This window comes from Bradyrhizobium sp. 2TAF36, assembly GCF_052114925.1.
GTDB lineage: Bacteria > Pseudomonadota > Alphaproteobacteria > Rhizobiales > Xanthobacteraceae > Bradyrhizobium > Bradyrhizobium barranii.
Window position 1 is genome coordinate 34,928 of the sequence record NZ_JBFRFR010000043.1, and the last position, 19,726, is coordinate 54,653.

Below are 19,726 nucleotides of genomic sequence, written 5' to 3' on the forward strand. Positions count from 1 at the left end.
CGATCCAAGGAAAAAGAAGGCTTCAAGACCCATCTTTCTCTCCATTCGATTATCTAGGCCGCGCGTCGCTTTCTGGTCTTGGCCGCCTTCTTGGCGGACTTCGAACGCTCCGACGCCGGCCGCTTGGCCGATGCCGCGCCTCCCAATCGACCACCCTTCCGGGACGGCGAGTGATCTTCCTTAGTGCTACGACCCGAGCCGCTCTTCTTCCCGCCGTGGGTTTCTTTATTGACGGTCGCCCAGGCGCGCCGCTCGGCTTCCTTCTCGGGAACCCCGCGATGCTCATACCCTTCTTCAATGTGCTCGGCCTGCCTTTTCTGCTTGTTCGTGTAACTTGATTTGTCGCCACGAGGCATCTCGTTGCTCCCGTCGATTGAAAAATATTCGTTTTAAGACTGGAAAGGGGCCGCCAGTTCCTAGCTCGAGATGTCATTCAACGCGGGAGCGATACCGGCTCCAAGCATGCACGCGACGACGCGGTCCCGCTGCTCACCATTTATTGCGATGAGAACAACGATGGCGTGTCGTCCTGTCAGGCGGACTTTTTGATCGCCTCCGAGAGAGCTGCGCGAGCCACCTCGGTCAATCCGGACAACGTCTTGTTTCCTTGCACGGCGCTGTCGAGCAGCTTTTGTGCGATCTCCCGTCTGATGTCGTGATCGCCCCCATGAGGGAGGGATCGACAAGCTTCCTCGAGGGCGACATCGAGATTGGCCATCGTCCGGTCGTCTATCGCTTTCATGGTTCGTCGTTGCTCCGGGTCGGCGGCTGCGGTTCGCTCGAATGGGACCATTCGTCCATATGGGACGCGATATCTGCCGGGCGGACCTTTTTGAGCATCTCTTCGCGATCGGTGCCGGGCGGAAGATTCGATGCCTTCTTGAGGGCTTCCTCGGCGAAATTGGCGAGCCGGTCTTTGAGGGAAATTGATTGCTTGAAACGACGCCGTTTCGACATGGCGCAGCTTGCTCCTGGGGCGGGACCACAACAGTGTTCTCGTCGCCGATAGTTGCCTCGGGCCGCTCAGCGACGGACCAAATTTAAGGCCCGGCTGTCGGAGGTGCCAACAGGAAAAACGGCCTAAGCGCCTTCACAATTTCTGGAACCAAACACGTTACGGCGCCGCAAAAGATCTTCCTTTTTGGCCGCTTGCCCCTCAATGCCCTGGCAGGCACTCGGGGCAAGTGTCGCCGATCGATCCCAGCACGTCGCCGACCTCCGCGACGGCTTCCTCCGGCGAGAAGCCGGGCGGAGGATCCTGGCTGGCGATGTCGAAGGCGCGATCACGGGCATGAGGATCGGCGCGGTCCCGCGCCCAGCCGTGCTCTTCGCATTCGTGAATAGCGCCGGCCTCCTGCAACACGGCGAGTGCCCAGCCGCGGAGCGTTCGGGTCGCTGGTCGTCGTTCCTTGGTCAGCATCGGTTCTGGCCTCTCCCTAAGCGAATCCTTGTGATCCTCGATTCGTTCCGGACCGCCACATGAGATTGTGATTTCGGATCCGGCACGGCCTCAGAAACTCAACCGTTCCGCCGATCGCGCGCGAGTCCCGGCAATCGGCCTATCTGCACTGGATTTGAGACCTATCGGCAGCCGGGAGGAACATGCCCGCCTTAGACTGGTTTCCTTCCCATGAGTGAGCCCTTGCCCGTCGTCATGGAAAATTCGATTCAGATCGCCTGGGATTACCTTGAGCGCACCGGTGACCTCGGCGATCCGTCGGTTGCGAGTAAGGTTCTGCTGGAGTCAGTGGAAACAATGGTTCGTCGCGGCGAGCGTCGGGTCTTGATGCTCTCGAACGTGGCCATAAGCGACTACAAGAAGTTCCGTGCCGACCGCCCGCTGGAGTTGGTCACCTGATAGATCCCGATTGCCAGATCTGCTTCGGCTTGTGCTGGGTCTGCGAAAACCACCCGTTCCAGACTTGGGACGAGTAGGGCTGTCAGTGCGGGGCGGGCATGCCATGCGAATGTCAGCAGGCGAACGGTCTGGAAGAACCCGATGTCTCGAAGGTCGTAGCGCGATCACCCACACCGAGAACGCAATAAGCGCCGTGAGAACGATCGCAGCTACGATCACGAGCTTCGTCACTTCGGCTTCTCGGCACTGATACGCAGGGTGTAGAGCGGGTTCTGAAACTCATCGACGACCTCCATGCTCCAGTCCTCTTGCGGGCGCAACTTGCCGTCGAGTCCTTGCAGAATCTGTCCAGCGGTCACCGTCGCCTCCCGCCAAGCCGCATGCTTGTCGGGCAGCTCCTCGCCCTCGCGGTCTAGTTCGGTCTGGCCATGAGCGGTCGGGCCTGCACCTGCTCAACGATCGAGGGTGACGCAGCATTTGCTTGCGGCCCAGTTTCGAAGAGCGCGCTCAGCTTCTTCAAGCTCACAGTCTCTGGCCCGGCAAGAACGTCGAACCTTCTCCAGCGCCGTCAATAGGATCTGCAAGGGRCTCCTATGCTCGGCCCGCAGCGACCCCGCCTGATCGCCCTGACGATATCGTCCGGATGATAAGGTTTCTTCTGGATTTTGGCAGCGGCTTGCGCAGCCGCGATTTCTCTCGCAATGGCGCCCACCGCGGACGCAAAGGGCTGCATCAAGGGCGCCATCGTCGGAGGCGTCGCCGGGCACATGCAGGACATGGCAAGCTCGGCGCTGCTGCCGGCTGCGTAGTCGGTCATCACGAAGCGAACAAGGCAGATGTCAACAAGGCAAACGCTCAGGCGCCTGCGGATCAAAAGTGATCGACCTAAACCGCGCGCCGGGTCATCGCGCGGTTCTGTCGTGTATCTGCGAGATCGACGACAAGGCCGAAGCTATCCGAGTGGGCCTCTATCGTGCGCGACCTTCCGGGCAGGTAGCCGATCGATCCAAGCACTTCGCCGATCTCCGCGACGGCACCCCCGGCGAGACGCCGAACGGTGGATCGTGGCGCTCCGGTCGTCGGCAAGTCAAAAACTTCCAGCAACGCGTGGCAGTCGTCGACGTCCCTGTGGGCCTTAGCGGAAGAATCAAGCGCCGTTCAGCAGATAGCCGAGTTGGGCGCCCGCGAAGCCGTGCGAGCGCCAGTCGAAGTGGATGGTCTTTCCTCTAGCGGTCCTCGGATGTGGACGGCTTGTCGGTTTCGAGCTCATTACGGTCAAGCAACCACACCCTACCGCAGAATAGGTCGCATCTTTTACACTGCTTACACGATCTGGCGGTCGGGAACCCAAAAGGCAAAAAAACGTTGTCTCGCGGGCTCGAAATATCAATCCACTGAAAGAATTACCTCCAGACACGCTGCGCCCCAAGCGTGAACCTTTCTGCCCGTTTACTGCGTCCCTTTCCAGGTGTTACGTGAATCCGCCCGTCGACCTCACGAACTGCGACCGAGAGCCCATCCACACGCCGGGGAGCATCCAGCCCCATGGCGCGATGCTCATCTGTGACCCGGCTACCGGCATCATCTCCCATACGTCCGCCAACGCTGCTTCTTTCCTTGGCCTAAAAGACGACGGGATCATCGGAAAAACCTTGGGCGATACGATCGGCGAAACCGCCGCCCACGACTTGCGGAATGCCGCAGCTAAGGCCGGCGGCTCGCAGACCGCCGGGGCGCTGCGGGCCCACAGGCTCCCGAACATCGAGCAACCTTTTGACATCACCATCCATACGCACGATCGGATGCTGTTCGTGGAACTCGAAGTGTCGGCGTCTGCGTCCCCGAACGCGGACGATCCGCTGGACATGACGCAATCGGCCGTACGCCGTATCGGCCTGGAAACGAACATCGAAGGCATCGCGGCCACGGCCGCTAAGCTGGCCAGGGCCATGCTCGGCTACGACAGGGTCATGGTCTACCGCTTCCTGCACAATGGAGCCGGCCAGGTCATAGCCGAAGCGAAGAACGCCGGCTCTCACAGTTTCATGAACCAGTTCTTTCCCGCATCGGATATCCCGGTCCAGGCGCGACGTCTTTACCTCCTGAACTGGATCAGGATGATCGGCGACGCTGCTTACAGGCCAGTGCCCATTCTTCCTCTTTCGGCGGAGGAGGTCTCGCCGATCGACATGTCGTACGCGCACCTGCGCAGCGTGTCGCCGATCCACTGCGAGTATCTCGCAAACATCGGCGTGGCCGGTTCGCTCTCGATCTCGATCGTCGTGGACGAGAAGCTCTGGGGGTTGATCGCCTGTCACCACGACAAGCCTCGGATCATCCCCCTTCCGCAGCGCCTCGGCGCGGAACTGTTCGGCCAGTATTTTTCACTGCAGGTCGCGGGCGCCGAACGGCGCGCGGAGTTCCTCGCGGCGGGCGCGGCGCGGCAGAAGCTGGATACTATCGTCGCATTGCTGACCCCCGACGAGCCGGTCAACAAGATTATGGCCAGCCGGCTCGAGGATTTCGCTTCCTTGATTCCTTGCGACGGCGCCGGGCTGTGGCTGGACGGAAAATGGAGCCATACCCCGTCCGCCCCGCCGGCGGACAAGATACCCCCGCTGGTGGAGTTCATCGATGAAACCGCCGACGACACGATCTGGCGGACCCATGACCTTCGGACGATGCTCGGAGATGCGGACTACGGTAATCTCGTGGCCGGCGCCTTGGCGGTGCCGCTGTCGTCCCACGGGCGCGACTACCTGTTCTTCTTTCGCAGCGAGGAGGCCTACAAGATCGAATGGGCCGGCGAGCCGAAGAAGACGATCGTCAGTAGCCCCTTCGGCGACCGGCTCACGCCGCGCGGCAGCTTTGACACGTGGCGCGAAGAGGTGCGCGGACAGTCCAAACCCTGGACCGACGCAGATCGCGCGGTGGCGGAATCCATCCGGAATTACCTCAGGGACGTCGTGCTGCGTCACGCGGAAGCGACCGCCGACGAGCGTGCCTTCGCCGATCGGCGGCGTCGCATGCTCAACGACGAACTGAACCATCGCGTGAAGAACATCATCGCGCTGGTCAAATCCATCGCTCAGCAGACGGGGGCCAACGCCAAGACGGTTGAGGACTATTCGCGCTCGCTCGAAGGCAGGCTCCGTGCACTCGCGTTCGCCCACGACCAGTCGCTGAGCGGTCAGGGCGGCGATCTGCTCTCGTTGATGGAAGCCGAAGCCAGCCTACATCGGTACGGAAACGACGAGGATCACGTCGCGGTCGACGGGCCGCCGCTCGGATTGACCGACCGGGCGTTCGGCGTCGTGGCTTTGCTGATGCACGAAATGATGACGAACGCCGCCAAGTACGGCGCGTTGTCGACTTCCGACGGCCGCCTGTCGATCAAGTGGACCCTTTCGGATGTCGGCGATTGCGAGATTGACTGGGTCGAGACCGGCGGTCCGGCGGTCGTGGCGCCTTCCGAATTCGGCTTCGGAAGCAAGCTGATCCGCACGTCGGTCGAGTACGACCTCGGCGGCGAAGTGACGATCGACTACCGCCCGACGGGTCTCGTCGGAAATTTCAAAATCCCAGGGCGACACGTCATGTCGCCCTTCATGACGCGGACGGTGGCTCATTCCCTGGCCCCGCCGGCGAAGAGCGATCAATTGGACGGACTCGCGGTGCTCCTCGTCGAAGATCAGGCCTTGATCGCGATGGATACGGAAGAGGTCCTCCTCAAGCTCGGTGCCGCGAAGGTCTACTCCGTGCCGAACGTCGCGGCCGCCATGGCGACCTTGAACGCGTCATTGCCGGCCGTCGCGGTTCTCGACCTCAATCTCGACGGCGAGACCTCCGCACCGCTTGCGGACCATTTGCAGAAGCGGGGCGTGCCGTTCCTGTTTGCCACCGGCTACGGCGACTCGGTGACGATACCGGAGAGGTTTGGGAACGTTCCTGTCGTTCGGAAGCCGATCACATTGGCCGATCTAGCGAAGAAGCTCGGCGTCGTGCTGGCGACCGAGCCCGGTGCCAAGCGCTAACTTTCGGGTCTTGGGAATCGGAACGATTGATGGCGGCAGAACTTGTCGCTTGCCGTTGGCGGAGCTTCGGAATTTGGTCTGGGTCGCCGAGACAAACCTTGTTTTTGAATCCATCGATATTGAGTCAGCCCAGCCATGTCGGATGGCGATTTTCGGAACGACTGAAAATGAGTCCGCGTAAATATGCTGTCCTGGTCGTTGAGGACGACCCATTGCTCCGAATGCACGCGATGGATGTCGTCCATGACGCGGGCTTCGTTCCCGTCGAAGCCAAGAATGCGGACGAGGCGATCGCGATCCTGCATGCCCGCTCGGACATCACCGTACTTTTCACGGATGTGCAGATGCCCGGTTCGATGGACGGCGTGAAGTTGGCTCATGCGGTGCGCGACCGTTGGCCCCCGATCAAGATCGTGGTCGTGTCAGGAAAGGTCTTGCTGACGGAGGACGACCTTCCGTCGGGCAGCCGGTTCTTCGCCAAGCCGTTCCATGTGGGGCACATGATCGCGGAACTGCAACGGATGGTCCTTGGCTGACGCCGGGAAAACGGTGGCTTGGGAAACGCCAATTCAACCGGTGAGGCACGAGTGATACCTACCCCGCCGATCCGGAGTTCGCGATGTCTTCCTTGGCCCCTCGGGCGACGATCCGCAGCGTGTCGTCCGGCAGCGGTCGCTGCAGCTTTAGGGCTTCCTCCGCCGGCGCGGTCATCCAGATCTCGACCTCTTCCGGCGTCGTCAGAATCACGGGCATCGCCTTCGGATGGATGGCGAAGACTTCCGTGTTCGCCTCCGTCGTCAGGAAGGCGTAGAGGTCGTTGGTGGTCTCACCTTCCTTTATCTTCCGAACCGACGTCCAGTTCGCCCAGATGCCGGCGAAGCATGCGAGCGGACGGCTCTCGTCGAGCGCAAACCAGATGTCACCGCCTTCGGCCTTATTGAATTCGCTGAACGAGTTGAACGGCACCACGCACCGGTTCTCGACGCCGAGCCACCGCGTCCAGTGTTTGCTCTTCACGTTGCGGATGTTGGTCGTGCCGCCGTCGGGCTCCATCCGGAGCAACTCCTTAAAGTCGACGGTCTTGCCTTTGGCGCGAAGCTTTTCGGCGCGCTTCTTCGTGGCGTCCATCAACGCCTTGGAGGAAGACGGCATGCCCCATCGTGCAGTCGCAAGCTCACGGCCGTCGGCGCCGGTCCGGACGATGGGCGCCTCATAGTCGGGAAAGACGCCAGGCATAGCCGCGAGGTTGCCGACGTACCGGTTGACAACGCGGAACAGCGCGCTGATGGCAGCTTGGTTAGTGGTGATCGAGTAGAGATTGCACATCGTCAGGTCTCCGAAGCGGCCTGGCGGGGGCGCTGCGTCAATTGTAGCAGCGTGGCCGGCGGGCGGCGATTAGCCCTAACGCATTTGCTGCATCGGAGCCGGCTCGCTAGGTCGTGGATAAACGTGGTCGGCGGGTGCCGCAACGTGGCCAAATCGACGTCGCGCTTCGACTTGCAGCGAGAGCACTCGATCTCAAGCCATGGATAGCCACCGTTGACGGCCTGGTCGACCGCCGGCGACGGATCGATCGGGCCGCCGTCGGCCCACATGCGCTCATTCCAAGACTCGCAGAGTAACTTATCGGCCTGCCTGATTAGGGCCTCACCCTTTGCCCGAGACTCTGCAGATTGCGCCGTGAGGATCGTCGTCATCGCGCGGGCCCGGCCGAGCTCCTTGCTCAGTGCCTTGCGGTCGCCTCCGGAAAGGGGCGTCGGGTGGTGTTTGGGGGCCATGGTCGTCCAATCGGCGAACTAGGTGACGTCGTAATATGGCCAGCAGCCATCTTCCTCATGGCGCCCAGTCCGCTGCGCGCAGGTATTGTCCAATAGCCGCTGGCCGACGTGCTTCCAGATTGCGTCCGGACCGTAGAGGCGGGCGGCGTCGACCTTCTGGATCTCGACGATCCTGGCGCAGCGGCGGCACCCGACCCTCAGAAGATGTTGCGGAATCTGGTCTAACCGCAGCGCTGCTTCAAATTTCGCTGGCCGCGCGTCTGCGCGGGGGTCATCCAGGAGCGCCTGCCAGTATTCCGGCGGCAGATCGGCGTCGGGCGCCAATCCGGGCTTCTGAGGCACGTTTCTGCCGCCGAGAGTGGCTATCTTGTCCATCTGCTTGGGGGTTGGCATGCGCCAGCTCGCGGGTCGGTCCGTCATGATCATATAGAACATAACAAGAACACCGGAGTCGAGACCCGGCGTGAAAAATAATTGTCTCTGAGGGCGTGTATGCTGTCGGACCCCATACCTTGCCGTTCGTCTTTGATCCAAGCCGACCCGAATTGGAGTTCTGCGTAGGCCCCACGCGCCAACTGGAAGAGCTTCTGCGTCTTTCTTTTGTCAATTGTCCGGTTGATGTGATCAACCAAAGCGGTGCAGGAAATACCATCCGCCCGGAGGTACAGCCCAAAGGCGAAAACGTGGTCGCCGTGATGGAGGCGCTGCAAAGCGTCTGTCGGGAAGCTGTACCGGCGAAGGTGGCAAAGCCTGCTAAGAAGCCGCGCCCAACGTGGGACAAGCGCGTGAACCGGACGTTTCGATGACCTGCCATCATCTCTGATACTCACGGCTTGCTCAGGCCGGAAGGGGCCCATGTTCGACACCATGAACGACTTGCTCAACGAGAATCCTGGGAGCGCAGGGCGGCGTCGCTTCAAGCTACCGATGTCGCTCGCGAGTCTCGAAGTGTCGGCTGACGGACTGAGACCAATCATTCATCATCTCGAAGTCGGATAGGCCGAGCCGCTATCGCTCCGACTAAAAGCTTCCCTGGACGCGGTGGGGTCCAGCTCAATCGGATCTTTCCGAGTAACGCTCGTAGGCGGTCAGTAGCCGCGCTTCAATGGGCGGCGCCGGTTGGCGGTAGATATCGATCCGAAGAAATTCGCATTCGGCCTCAATGGAATCTTGGTCGGTTTCCGTGCACCAGGCGCCGGGCGCCATGCCCTTGCCGGCCTCCCAACGGTACCCCCGGAGCTTCAGGCGTTCTCGTAGGGCGAACGGAGCGCCCACGGCACGAAGCCGCCACCTAGGGCGACGCGCGGAATCCAAGAGAACGCTGAAAGCGGTCCGCCCGGTCCGCGGCAACGGACGCGAAAGCACGTCAAGCGCAGCCTCGCAATCGTGCATCGCGCGATGGCCGTCGAAGAAGCGACCATGGCCTGCGGCCAAAGCCGAAAGGCGCGCGCTCTCGAAACCCTCCGTAGCCCAATCGACTTCGCGCAACGAGCAGGCCCACGGTTTCGTCGCAAAGGACGGGAGGAGCCGTTCGCAAAATCTGCGGTCGAAGGCTGCATTGTGAGCGATCACTAGAACCGCATCTTCGATGAATTCGTCCACGGCGCAGCAGTCGATGCTCCGACCGACGACCATTTCGTCGGTGATGCCGGTCAACCTAGTGACGTCTGGCGAAATCGGTCGACCTGGATCGCGCAGTTGATCAAACGAGCCCGCAGGGGCAACGAACGAGCCATCGGTGGAGTAATTGAAGGCGAGCATGGCCAGCTCAATGATCTCGTCGGTCGCCGGATCCAGGCCCGTCGTTTCAACGTCAACGAGCACGCCACGTCGCATCGGAGTTCCGGCAGGAGGAAGAGAGGGGTTTGCTAGACGCAATCGCCTGAGGATCCGGTATTCGCCACTGCTCTCGAGCAATGCTGCCAGTGTCTCCAGATCCGGGGAGCTTGTCGCTTCCGGCATCACGTCAAGGCGCTCCCGTTTTCGTCCGCTTCGAGGATGTCTCCGTCGCCGACGAACGTGCGGGTCAGGATCTTCGCGATCTCTTCGCCCGAGAGGAAGCCCTTCTCGATGAGAGCGTCTGCGATGGCCAGCACCTCGCCCTGGCGATTTTCGACGATCGTGCAGGCCCGCTTTTGCAGTCGCTGCAGCATCTCGTCGACCCGATGCCGGACGGTCCGATCGAGCCGCAACTCCTTGAGCGCCGCGTCGGCGTCGCCGACGAAGACCAGGTTGTTGTCGCCCAATCCAAGGGAGAGCTCCATACTCGCCGCGAGGCGCGTCGCCATTGCCAAGTCGGACCGGTCGCTTCCACCGGCCCCTGCGGAAGGGGCGCCAAGCAGCACGATTTCCGCGGCGCGCCCTGCCAAGATGCCGACAATCTGTTTCTCGATCGACTGGCGCGTGGCGAGATCGATTGATGCGGGGTCGATGCTGGTCACGCCGCCGGCGCCCTGACGACCGCCGATCCTGACCGATCTGACCTTGCCGACGCCGGCGGCGATGGCGGCGACGACATGGCCGGCTTCGTGGATGGCGATACGCTTGAGCGCTGCCGGCGGAACGATCGCTGCCGGCATGACGGCACGCTTGAGATCGTCGGTGGAAAGATCGCGTGCGGCGACCCGTGCCGTGCGGCGCGCGCTTCTTACCGTCTCCATGATCTCGGCCGGCGTGAAACCATCCAGCATGTCCACCAGAGATCGCAGTTCCTGCTCCGGCAGACTGTCGCGCACGTGAAAGCGGAGGATATTGAGGATGCCCTCTGCGCCAGGTGTCGTGATTTCGATGGTGCGCTCGAGCCTTCCGGGCCGGAGGATCGCCGGATCGATGGCCTGGATGCGGTTCGTTGCGCCGATCACGACGACGCCCTCGCGTCGCGCGCTGGTGGCGTCGTCCAGCAGCAACATGAAATCCTCGATCACCGGCATCCACCAGTCCCGCCCTCTGGAGCTCAGAGAGTTTCTGGACGGCAGGCCGTCGATTTCGTCCAGGAAAAGGATCGAGGGTGCCGCGGCGATCGCCTTCGCGAAGAGTTCGCGTTGCGCCTTGATGACGCCGTCGAGGTAGCCGGAACTCGATGCGAAGAGCTCGCCGACGCTACCTACGATCAACGCCGATTCGCATGCGCGAGCGATGCTTCTCGCGAGCACGCTCTTGCCCATGCCCGGCCCCGAATGGAAGACGGCCCCTCTGTCGACTGCGCTCCACGGCAGACTTCCGGCGCGATACTCCCGAATGTCGCGCGCCAACGCCAAAGCCCAGTCCCGGGCGGCGCCGTATTCGACCGCTGTTTCGAGGAGTGGGACGTCGTCCGTTCCGACTTTGCCGATGTGCACTTTCGCCGCCGAGGACAAGCGAGTCTTGATGTCTCGCTCCGTGCTGCCCGGTCTCATGACCGCGACGACGTCCTCGAGGTCGAGGCCGATGAGATCGTGCTTCTCGATTAGCGTCGCGACGTCGTACACCTTGTGGATCGCCTCTTCGACGATGTTCGGTACGAACTTGAGGCGAAGTCGAAAGTCCGCGGCCGCAATGAGCGTCGACGGAAGAACCTGCTCCGGGGCGACGGCGATGCCGACCACCGACGCTCCAGCCGCTAGGGCGGTGGCGACGTCCGCGTTACCGACGGACGGCTGATGTACTCTGCGGTCGGATCCATCGCGTGCGAAACAGGTCCACTTTCGTCCGAAGGGGCGCCGCGCGAAGAGATCTTTCACGGGCGAGATCCAAGCCGTAGACGGAACCGAGATCACGAGGGCCCGGGAGGAAGAAGTTTTCAGGGCTTCCCTGATAGCGGGCGTGAGCGCGGCAGCGAGCGCGGCGGACACCAGTGTCTCGCGCGGCGTGAATGAATCGGGAATGATGTCTTCGGCCGCATCCGTGGCGCAGTCGTCGCACGAATCTTCGTCGAAATCCTGTTCGCTTTCTAGACACTCACGCGCAGTCGCGCTCAACGAGGCCAAGCGGGAGAATCCCTTGGTCGCGCGCGCGTGGCTCTGCTCGTCTCCGTCGCCGTGGCTCATTGCCGTAACTCCATGTCGAAGCTGCCCGGTAGCGGCGGGGACCCGTCGCTACCGGAATGGTCGATGTACGATCGTGCGCTATCTGCGGTCTCATCTCAGGGCTCCAGCCCGGCGCGCGCGAGGAGCGGCCGCATCGCGCGAACGGTCCAGGAGGTGGCGAGCCGCTTCTGGCGGGTCTTCGCCTTCGGCAACCGCCTGAGCACCCAGGCGATCACCAGGCACGATGCGGCGTCGCCTTCGCACGCGCAGACCACCAGAGATGTCATGCAGATGTCGAACTTCAGGGTGTGGGAGTTGTGGACCCCCATCGCCAGCACGATGGCGATGGCGGCGGAGGCGTCGCCCGAAACCGCATCGCGCCAGCGGGGCTCGGCGAGCATCGCGACGTTGGCGACGGCGGCCTTCATCTGGCCGAGCGAGGGCGCGTGGAAGTTGTCTGCCCTCGTGCTGCGCCACCAGCGCAACGCCCTGAAGGACATCTCGTCCATCGAGCGGAATTCGGGGGTGGCGTTCTCTTGGGGGACCTTGCGCTGCGTACTCACTCTACTCTCCTCTGATGACCATCGAGACGGAAATCATCTTGATGTGATATGTCACATAGCACGGCCGAGACGAGATTGGTAGCATAAAGTCACCGAAGTTACAGCTTTGGCTACCGGTTGGTTAAGGGAATCGTTCTAACTTGCACTGACATCAGGCGACGTACCGCTCACCCGTTCGTTCCGATCGCGGTTCGGTTCGCCAACAAGGCGGAGGCGCGAAGCGCCCAGGAGTACGCCAGGTCTTCCTTCGCGCGGATCCTCTTCATGCGACTGATCACACTCGCGACCACGACGCACGCGCCGGGGCTGCCCTCGAAGGCGCAGATGACCAACGCGGTCATCGCGAGGTCGAGCTTCGACTGGCACGGCCCCAGGGCATCGATTGACAGCACGAGATTGAACGCGCTGGCGGCATGGCCGGCGACGGCTTCGCGCCAGCGCGGCTCGTGGAGCATTTCGATGTTGGCGATCGACCCGCGCATGACGTCGATCGCCGAGCGGTGGAAATCGGGCGCCGGCACCGAACGCCACCACACCAGGGGCGACGACGCCCTGCCGGCCTTGGTCTTGCCGCGTGAGTTGCGGCGGGGTCTGCTATTCGCGTTCATCTCTTCTCCTGATGTTCGTCGTTCACGTGCCGGCGCGCCACGACGCCGAATTGGTGGTGGAGAGCTCTCGAGAGCTCTCCACCGGTCGGGAGAGCGTCTCTGCTCTCCACCTCGCCACGCCACGCCGGGCCGTGCCACTAGCTCGCCGGGCCACGCCCCACCCGTGGGTGTCCGCTACTCGATGATCTCCACCGAGAAGTTGCCGTTGATCGGGCGCCAGTCGCCCAAACCCTTCATGAAGCCCGCGACGACGAAGAGATCATGGATCTGCTCGCGGTCGAAGATGCTCGGGAAGTACAGCGCCGTGAACTCGGCGCTCCAGTCGTTGAAGCACGGCCGCGTGCGCATCGTCCGCGCGCCCTTCACCCTCACACCGACGCGCAGCCTGAACTTTTTGTCCTCCCAGAGTTCGTCGAGATCGGCGGGCCCGTCGTAGATCAGCGGAGCATGATGCTCGACGGTCATGCCGACCTTCGCTTCGTCGCCGCGGCGCCGTGTCTTGGCGGCCGCGACGAAGGTGGCCATCAGCGCCTCCGCCGGAATGCAGGGAGAGCCGACGTCCAACCACAATCCGCCGTTCCATTCGACGCGTCCGATCTCCTCGTGATCGGCCTCCGTTTTCGAACGCTTCTTGGTGAGCCGCATCAGGTTCTTCGTGATGGGATCGAGCGGATCGGCCAAGCGTCCGCAATGCATGACGAGACGTTTGGTGCCGGTGATGCGAAGCCGGATGCTTTCGGCGTGCATGATTCCAGTTCTCCTACTTCCAGGTGGGATCGACGAGGGAAATGCGCGGGTCGCGAAGAGTGGGGACGTCGGCCCGACGGGGGCGGCGCCGCCGGTAGCCGCGCCGGCGGAGGAAGCTGGTTACTTCCTCATGACAGTCGCGGCAGATGGCCAGCAATTCGCCGCGCTGTTCGCAGCCGAGATGGATGTACGTAGCGTGGTGGGCCTCGATCGGCGACGCTTCCGTTCCCGGACGGAAACAGATGCGGCAGCGGTATTGGGCTTCCTCCAGTTCCGCCAGGCGGACCGGCGAGGTCCGCCACTTCTCGCTCGCGATGTAGTGCCAATATTTCATTCGGCTTCCCCATTATGTGATAAGTCACATAGCACGCAACGGCGAGCTTTGGTAGCACCTTGCTACTGAAATATTGAGGATGGTTAACCGCGAGTGAAGGACGACTTGAGCGACGAACTTCTTACCCCGACTCTCATCAGAGCGGCGAGGGCGCTCCTGGAATACGATCAGGAAGCGCTGGCCGAGCGGCTCGGCATTTCCCGCAAGACGCTCGCGCTCATCGAAACGATGAAGCCCGGCGGCCCCGTCGATCCGAGACGGCGCCGGGTCCTCGAAGAGATGAAGGCGAAGATGGAGCACGAAATGCACGTCGAATTCATCTTCAGGGGAGACTCGACAGGCGAGGGGGTCAGGCTACGACGTCGTTAGCTTCGGTTTTTGGAGGGAAGCCGGACGGCGATTGCTCCACGGTCGAGCCGATCGTTCGGACCGTGATCAGCGCGCATCAAACGGGCGATTGCGGAACACGCAATATCCTGAGACAAAACCACAAACTCGCTCGGCCCGTCGAAGGGTAGTTGAAAGCGACTTTCGCGGCATTGGCACGCAAGCGCTGTCGGGGCATCAACCGAGGATGATCAAGAAGCCGCTATAAACATTGCCGAGCGGGCCGATGCAGCGAGTCAGCCGGCTAGAAGAGCAAGTGCGGCATCGTCTTTTGCGGCAAAGCCGGAAATGCCGAGAACTTTCCACCTGGCCAGGATGTCGCGGGCCGCGCGAACTTCCTTAAAGTATTCTCTCAAGACGACGGTATCGTTACTCCACGCGATCTGCTCGAGCACGTCTCGGTGAACAAGGTCCTGTGCGCTCGCTCCGGGCGCCCCGGAATTGGCGATGGCTCGCACGCTGCGTTTGAGGGCGTCGGTCCAAAACCCGTCGTGGCCTGCCTCCTCCCAGAGGAATTCCGCGAGCGCCCGGGCGCACAGCAATGCCGCGGCGCCGGTCTCGGAAGCGCAGATAAGGATCTCGATGTCTGCGGTCCGATGCACGCCGAAGCCGTTGTCCGCGAGCACGCGCAGGCCGCCTTCCACTTCTCCGAGGCCGAAAGCAAGACCCTTACGCGCCGCTTCGCGGCGCTGCTGGCGATCGGGTCCCGGCAACTCGTCACGTTGCTTGCAGCGATCCCAGGCCGACGGGCCCACGTCGATCTCGACTCCGCCTCGCGAAGGCACGGCATAGAAGACCGGCTCGCCAGCCTCCACGAGAACCTGGTTGCCGCAGAACGCCAATCGCAGCCTATTCGCTTGAACATAACCCCAGCGCAGTTCCCTGTCCGATTCGCCGACGGAGCGGACAGAGCCCTGGTCGAACAGGTTGAGCGGCCAGCGCCCGGTCGGTACCGAAATGGACGGGTCGATCGCCAATACGGCCTGCGGTAGGCCGGTGGCCGCGGCCTGGCTGAACTCGGCGGGGCTTACGAAGCCTTTGCCGTCGCTTCGCGACAGCGGCCACCAGAATTTCTCGTCGAGAACCCGCACGGCATAATCCCGGCACTCGTCCGGAGCCAATGGAAGCGGATTCGACTTGATGCGGTAGGCGATCGGAGCCTCTTCCGGCTCGACGAGTGGGATCATCACCGGCCGCTGGTCCATGAACCAATCGGGCCTCATGGTGCGACAGCGCCGGGGGACGAACCACTGCTCGTACGGAACGCGGATGGTGAGGGGCACTTCATTCATGGAAGCTTCTCTGTGAAATCGGTTGCTGCGACCCGGTTGTCTAGGCGGCCGGATCGGTGCTTGGCCGGTCGTCAAGATCCAGGCTTCCGAGCATCGAAAGGGCCTCTTCGTCGATCTCGGAAAGCGGCTCGAATGCCTCCAGCCGATCCAGAGCCTTGCGCGCAGCATCGACGCGGTCCGCATGGTCGCCGAACTGCCATCGATATGAGAGGGAGACGAAGCGTCGGAGCAATTCTTGATCGGCGCGAAGCGTCGACGGTGGGCTCGTCCTCGACGCATCCTTCAATTCAGGGAGATCACGCCGCATCTCGGGATGCCAGCATGCGATGTCACGCAGATTTTGGGCCGAAGCCCGCACGCACAGAGCGGCGGAAGAACTCGGAACGTGATCAGAAAAGGCCGTGGATTCGGAGTGACAATTGACCTCGTATCCGAGATCGTCGATCACGGCGAGGGCGAGATCCTTCTCGTCGAGCCCGAACGCGAACGAAGTGGAAGCGCAGGTGATCCGCTCCTTGCGATCCGGGCCGGTGGTCATGAATCCCCTGCCGAGCTTGTGGTCGTAGTACAGTCGATCGAGATCGGAATGGCCGATTTCCAGATCGACGCGCCGGCTTACGTCGTCACGATTCGCATACCAGACCGGGTCGCCGCCGTTGAACAGGACGCGACCGCCGCAGAAGATCACGTTCGAGGCATCCCGCTCCGCCTGTTTCGCCTGGACCTCGCGATTTGAGTCGTCGAACTTCTTCTCGTCTTTGCTGAGCACACGGCCTTCCAGAAACTCCTTCAGCGTCCGGGCCTGATCGACGTAGTATGTGCGGCGGAGCGGGTCGAGAACCCGGCTTACTTTCCACCAATCGGCGCCGGCTTGCTGGATAAAAGCCGAAACCTCCAGCGGATTGCCGCTGCGATCGAACATCTGCCACCAAAGGGAGCCGCCAAACGCCCTGACCTCGTGATGTTGACCGTTATACGGGGAAGTCGTGATGCCGTAGGCGAGCGGTGCCTCCGCAGGATCCACTTCGACGATCTCGACCGGCTGCACGCCCGTCAGGTAGGCGGGACGGCTCCTCCTTCCGCGCCGGACGACGTACGTGACCCGATAGGTGAAGCGGTAATCGAACTTCATGCCGCCGTCCCCCGCTCGCGTTGAGCTGCGGCGCGCCGACGGATCGTTTTCGGATCCGAAGCGAGTTGCTCCGGGCTGCGCCGGACGCGCCGGTGCGGCACGGGCGGCTCGTTCAGGGCCGCGATCTCGTAGCGCGGGTAGAGCTCGATGGCCTTCCGCAGCGTCCTCACCCACCGGTCACCGTACTTGAGACTGATTTTCTTGATCTCGTTCGGATCGTCCGATCCGCCGTGCCCCGTGATGAAAGCTTCGACCTCGGAGTGCATATCGACGTCGCGCGCGACCGACTTGAAGCGATGGCGCCAGCCGTGATTCGGTGCGACGCCAGTGACCTTGAGGCTGTTGACGACCCACTCTCCGAGCCGCTCGGCGATCTTCTGCCATTGCGGACCGGCGTTCTCACCGCCCTCGGCGCGTTTGGGATCGTAGAACAGCGGCAGGCCAGCCTTCCGACGTTTGTCGACGTAGTGGAAGAACTTCTGTTCTTCGAGATGCGAGTGCACCGGGATGACGCGCTCGTAGTCGCCCTTGGTCACTTCGGGGCGCAGATAGAAGCAGACGATGCCGGTCTCCGGATCCGGTCGGATGTCGGAGGGCAGGAGCGAGGTGATCTCGTTCACGCGCGCGCCGGTGTAGGCGCAGATCCAGGGGATCCAGCGGCGCGCCGCCCGCGTCTCGGGCGTCGTCAGGTGCGAGAAGGTGCCGAGCGTGGCGGTGAGGATCTTCTCCGCCTGCGCGTCGGAGAATCCCTTTTGGTTCGACTGCTTCGTCGGCTTGACGCCCCGGACGCGAATGCGGGAGAACGGATTTTCTCCCTTGAACTTGCTGCGCTCGATCTGAAAGCCGGCGGTCGCCCTTAGGGAAGCGATCCAGACTTCGCGAATCGACTTTTTCGCGATTCCTTGCTCGCCGAGATGGTCGGCCCACTTGTAGGCGTCGTCCCTCGTCATTCGGCAGAGGTCGGTGTGCCCTATGAATGAACAGAACGCCGCGATTTTCGGCCGCCAACGCTTGGCCGTCGGACCGTTCGCTCCACCCTTGATGTCCGCCTTTTGGCAGTAGAACTCGAATGCTTCCAGCAGATCGATGCGCGCCGACAACGAGGGCGCATTCTTGTCGAAGGCGTCGCTCTCCGAATAGTCCTGCTTCCTGGCGGCCCGCGCGAGGTCGACCGAAACTTGGCGCCGAGCTTCGACGAACATGGGCAGGAAGCGCTTACGGTCGGCCTCCGTCAGGTCGTAGCCGGTGCGGCTCAGGAAGTCCTCCAGCGCCTGCTCGTCGAACTCGCGCTGCTCGTCGTTCTCCTCCTCATCGCGAACATGGGTGCCGTAGGCCCATTTGGCGCCCGGGGGCGGATTGCGGATCAGGGCCTCGCGACCCTGCTCGTGGACGACGCGCTGGAGGCCGCTGAGGTCCCAGTCGGTCATGTTCCGCGCCGGCTTGACCGCCTTCTTGGCGGCGTCTTGGGCGGCCCGCAGCCGGTCCTCCCATTCCCTGTCCAGATCGAGGCTGAGTTTGTTGCACCTGACCTGGGCCGTCTTGAAGTGGTCGGTCTCGAGCGAGCGCCAGACCTCCCGGCGTCCGACGACGGCCCGATAGCGCTCCGGGACCTTCTTGCGGAGCCAGTAGATCTCGCTCTTGAAGGTCCCGTCCTTGTTCTTCTTGCGGACCGGCCCCGGCATGCGGTTGCTTCCCAATGGTGTAGCCCCTTGGTGTAGCCCCGGGACATGCAGGAAGCCCTTATTCCGTCGATAAAATTTGAAATATCAGCGGGTTAGACTAACGGGGGTGGTGGGAATCCCTCCCTCTCCGCCATATCAAAACGGCTTTGAGAAAGCCCCGTCAAAGACAGCCTCTCTGCGTCGCGGCAGCCTCTGGTGTCGTCCCCGGGGGACCATAATCTGACACCGCACTTGCGACCGGCCGCAAAGCTTCTCCACAATGGCCCCCTAGCGAGGGCCCGGTCGAGGATCTGACGGATGACCGCCAAAATCGATCTCCTCACGCTGCAATTGTTCGTGGCGATCGTCGAGGAGCAGAGTATCGCGAAGGCGGCGGAGAAGAAGAACATCGCTGCGTCCGCGGTCAGCCGCCGCGTCTCGGATATCGAGGATTTGTTCCAGGTCGAGCTGCTGCATCGTCATTCGAAGGGGATCGAGCCGACACCGGCTGGCTTCGCCCTGCTCGAGCACGCCCGCATCATCCTGGGAAATTTGAGCAAGCTCGAGAGCGAGCTGACGGGATACCGGCAGGGCAAGCGCGGGCTGATCCGGATCTGTGCCAACAAGTCCGCGATCCTCGAAGCCCTGGCGGATGAGCTCAGCCTGTTCCTGGAGCGGCATCCGTTGGTCCACATCGACATCGAGGAGGATCTCAGCCCCGCGATCGTGCGCGCGGTGGTGGAGAACCGGGCCGACATCGGCATTTTCGGCGGCAACATCGACGGTCAGGATCTGGAGCTGCTGTCCTATCGCAGCGACAGCCTGGTCGCGCTGGTCACGCGCGACCACCCGCTGGCGGGCCGCAACAGCGTTCGCTTCCGCGAGCTGGTCGATTTCGATTTCGTCAGCCTGGAGAAGGGCAGTTCGATCGAGACGCTGTGTGTCCGGGCCGCCGCGGCTCTCGGGCAGCACCTCAAGGTGCGCATCCGCGTCAGCAGCTTCGATGCGCTGTTTCGCGTCGTCGATGCCAGGATGGGGGTTGGTGTCGTGCCGCTGGAGATCGTTCGCGACCGCTACGGCGTCGACAGTCTCGTCACCGTCCCGCTCGATGAGTCCTGGGCGCGACGCGACCTGGTCATCGGCGTGCGCGATTACAAGTCGTTGCCCTCGGTCACGAAGCTGCTGGTGGAGCATTTGCGGACCCATGATGATGCGCGTCTCACCACAGGCGGTGTCTCCGACCGGCTGACGGTCGTGCGCGGCAGAAGCTAGCATCGCTCGTGCGAGAGGCCAGCCATCGCCGGCCGCGATGGCACCCTGCTCAACCG

Annotated in this window: 22 protein-coding genes and 1 pseudogene; 6 read left to right on the forward strand and 17 right to left on the reverse strand. The window is 62.6% G+C overall.

Translation table 11 applies throughout. From position 1 onward, the window contains the following. Positions 1-53 precede the first annotated feature (53 nt). From AB4Z51_RS24360 to AB4Z51_RS24375, 4 genes are all read right to left on the reverse strand, one after another. Entirely contained in the window at positions 54-356 is a 303-nt protein-coding gene (locus AB4Z51_RS24360; protein WP_441498157.1) for a plasmid stabilization protein, read from the reverse strand. A 176-nt stretch (positions 357-532) separates the two neighbouring features. After that, positions 533-742, reverse strand: coding sequence for a hypothetical protein (locus tag AB4Z51_RS24365; protein WP_441498158.1), 210 nt, complete (start codon positions 740-742; stop codon positions 533-535). After that, entirely contained in the window at positions 739-957 is a 219-nt protein-coding gene (locus AB4Z51_RS24370; RefSeq protein WP_441498159.1) for a hypothetical protein, read from the reverse strand. The genes AB4Z51_RS24365 and AB4Z51_RS24370 overlap by 4 nt, the downstream gene beginning before the upstream one ends. A 199-nt stretch (positions 958-1,156) precedes the next feature. After that, complete coding sequence (locus AB4Z51_RS24375) at positions 1,157-1,420, reverse strand: hypothetical protein (RefSeq protein ID WP_441498160.1); 264 nt, start codon at positions 1,418-1,420, stop codon at positions 1,157-1,159. A 222-nt stretch (positions 1,421-1,642) separates the two neighbouring features. Here AB4Z51_RS24375 and AB4Z51_RS24380 point away from each other — a divergent pair, with 222 nt between their 5' ends. Further along, positions 1,643-1,858 (forward strand): hypothetical protein, encoded by a 216-nt coding sequence (locus AB4Z51_RS24380; protein WP_441498161.1) that lies wholly within the window; start codon positions 1,643-1,645, stop codon positions 1,856-1,858. Positions 1,859-2,085: 227 nt separating this feature from the next. Here the strand turns inward: AB4Z51_RS24380 and AB4Z51_RS24385 are convergent. Then, a pseudogene (locus tag AB4Z51_RS24385) lies at positions 2,086-2,274 on the reverse strand (DUF6894 family protein); the annotation flags it as partial. 1,059 nt (positions 2,275-3,333) lie between these two features. Between AB4Z51_RS24385 and AB4Z51_RS24390 the strand changes: the two are divergent. Continuing rightward, entirely contained in the window at positions 3,334-5,892 is a 2,559-nt protein-coding gene (locus tag AB4Z51_RS24390; RefSeq protein ID WP_441498162.1) for an HWE histidine kinase domain-containing protein, read from the forward strand. A gap of 29 nt (positions 5,893-5,921) precedes the next feature. Then, positions 5,922-6,428, forward strand: a complete 507-nt coding sequence (locus AB4Z51_RS24395) for a response regulator (protein ID WP_441498163.1) — start codon at positions 5,922-5,924, stop codon at positions 6,426-6,428. A 58-nt stretch (positions 6,429-6,486) separates the two neighbouring features. Here the strand turns inward: AB4Z51_RS24395 and AB4Z51_RS24400 are convergent, their stop codons facing one another. Genes AB4Z51_RS24400 through AB4Z51_RS24410 form a run of 3 tightly spaced genes read right to left on the reverse strand, consistent with a single transcriptional unit; the run spans position 6,487 to position 8,090 of the window. Further along, entirely contained in the window at positions 6,487-7,218 is a 732-nt protein-coding gene (locus tag AB4Z51_RS24400; RefSeq protein WP_441498164.1) for an SOS response-associated peptidase, read from the reverse strand. A 2-nt stretch (positions 7,219-7,220) separates the two neighbouring features. Then, a complete protein-coding gene (locus tag AB4Z51_RS24405) occupies positions 7,221-7,670 on the reverse strand; it encodes a hypothetical protein (protein ID WP_441498165.1) in 450 nt (149 codons plus the stop codon). Between the two features lie 18 nt (positions 7,671-7,688). Next, positions 7,689-8,090, reverse strand: coding sequence for a hypothetical protein (locus tag AB4Z51_RS24410; RefSeq protein ID WP_441498184.1), 402 nt, complete (start codon positions 8,088-8,090; stop codon positions 7,689-7,691). A gap of 92 nt (positions 8,091-8,182) precedes the next feature. Here AB4Z51_RS24410 and AB4Z51_RS24415 point away from each other — a divergent pair, with 92 nt between their 5' ends. Further along, positions 8,183-8,476: a hypothetical protein gene (locus tag AB4Z51_RS24415; protein ID WP_441498166.1), complete on the forward strand. Its 294-nt coding sequence runs from the start codon at positions 8,183-8,185 to the stop codon at positions 8,474-8,476. A gap of 247 nt (positions 8,477-8,723) precedes the next feature. Here the strand turns inward: AB4Z51_RS24415 and AB4Z51_RS24420 are convergent, their stop codons facing one another. The 6 genes from AB4Z51_RS24420 to AB4Z51_RS24445 form a co-directional block, all read right to left on the reverse strand. Beyond that, the gene (locus AB4Z51_RS24420) at positions 8,724-9,632 is read right to left on the reverse strand and encodes a 3'-5' exonuclease (protein WP_441498185.1); all 909 of its coding nucleotides are present in this window, start codon (positions 9,630-9,632) and stop codon (positions 8,724-8,726) included. Beyond that, positions 9,632-11,695, reverse strand: coding sequence for an AAA family ATPase (locus tag AB4Z51_RS24425; protein WP_441498167.1), 2,064 nt, complete (start codon positions 11,693-11,695; stop codon positions 9,632-9,634). Before AB4Z51_RS24425 ends, AB4Z51_RS24420 begins: the two co-directional genes overlap by 1 nt. Before the next feature lie 95 nt (positions 11,696-11,790). Next, positions 11,791-12,237 carry a hypothetical protein gene (locus AB4Z51_RS24430; RefSeq protein ID WP_441498168.1) on the reverse strand — a complete coding sequence of 149 codons (447 nt, stop codon included), beginning with the start codon at positions 12,235-12,237 and terminating at the stop codon, positions 11,791-11,793. A gap of 167 nt (positions 12,238-12,404) precedes the next feature. After that, positions 12,405-12,845: a hypothetical protein gene (locus AB4Z51_RS24435; RefSeq protein ID WP_441498169.1), complete on the reverse strand. Its 441-nt coding sequence runs from the start codon at positions 12,843-12,845 to the stop codon at positions 12,405-12,407. Positions 12,846-13,019: 174 nt separating this feature from the next. Then, the gene (locus AB4Z51_RS24440; RefSeq protein WP_441498170.1) at positions 13,020-13,592 is read right to left on the reverse strand and encodes a hypothetical protein; all 573 of its coding nucleotides are present in this window, start codon (positions 13,590-13,592) and stop codon (positions 13,020-13,022) included. Between the two features lie 13 nt (positions 13,593-13,605). Beyond that, positions 13,606-13,926, reverse strand: a complete 321-nt coding sequence (locus AB4Z51_RS24445; protein ID WP_441498171.1) for a hypothetical protein — start codon at positions 13,924-13,926, stop codon at positions 13,606-13,608. 105 nt (positions 13,927-14,031) lie between these two features. Between AB4Z51_RS24445 and AB4Z51_RS24450 the strand changes: the two genes are divergently transcribed. Continuing rightward, positions 14,032-14,295, forward strand: coding sequence for a helix-turn-helix domain-containing protein (locus tag AB4Z51_RS24450; protein WP_441498172.1), 264 nt, complete (start codon positions 14,032-14,034; stop codon positions 14,293-14,295). A gap of 254 nt (positions 14,296-14,549) precedes the next feature. On the opposite strand, the gene AB4Z51_RS24455 is transcribed toward AB4Z51_RS24450, so the two are convergent. The 3 genes from AB4Z51_RS24455 to AB4Z51_RS24465 are packed head-to-tail and all read right to left on the reverse strand — an operon-like array spanning position 14,550 to position 18,419. Further along, complete coding sequence (locus AB4Z51_RS24455) at positions 14,550-15,605, reverse strand: hypothetical protein (RefSeq protein ID WP_441498173.1); 1,056 nt, start codon at positions 15,603-15,605, stop codon at positions 14,550-14,552. A gap of 40 nt (positions 15,606-15,645) precedes the next feature. Beyond that, positions 15,646-16,737, reverse strand: coding sequence for a hypothetical protein (locus AB4Z51_RS24460; protein ID WP_441498174.1), 1,092 nt, complete (start codon positions 16,735-16,737; stop codon positions 15,646-15,648). Beyond that, positions 16,734-18,419 (reverse strand): DUF6538 domain-containing protein, encoded by a 1,686-nt coding sequence (locus tag AB4Z51_RS24465; RefSeq protein WP_441498175.1) that lies wholly within the window; start codon positions 18,417-18,419, stop codon positions 16,734-16,736. The genes AB4Z51_RS24460 and AB4Z51_RS24465 overlap by 4 nt, the downstream gene beginning before the upstream one ends. Positions 18,420-18,716: 297 nt before the next feature. Between AB4Z51_RS24465 and AB4Z51_RS24470 the strand changes: the two genes are divergently transcribed. Then, positions 18,717-19,670, forward strand: coding sequence for a LysR family transcriptional regulator (locus AB4Z51_RS24470; protein WP_085399696.1), 954 nt, complete (start codon positions 18,717-18,719; stop codon positions 19,668-19,670). Positions 19,671-19,726 lie beyond the last annotated feature (56 nt).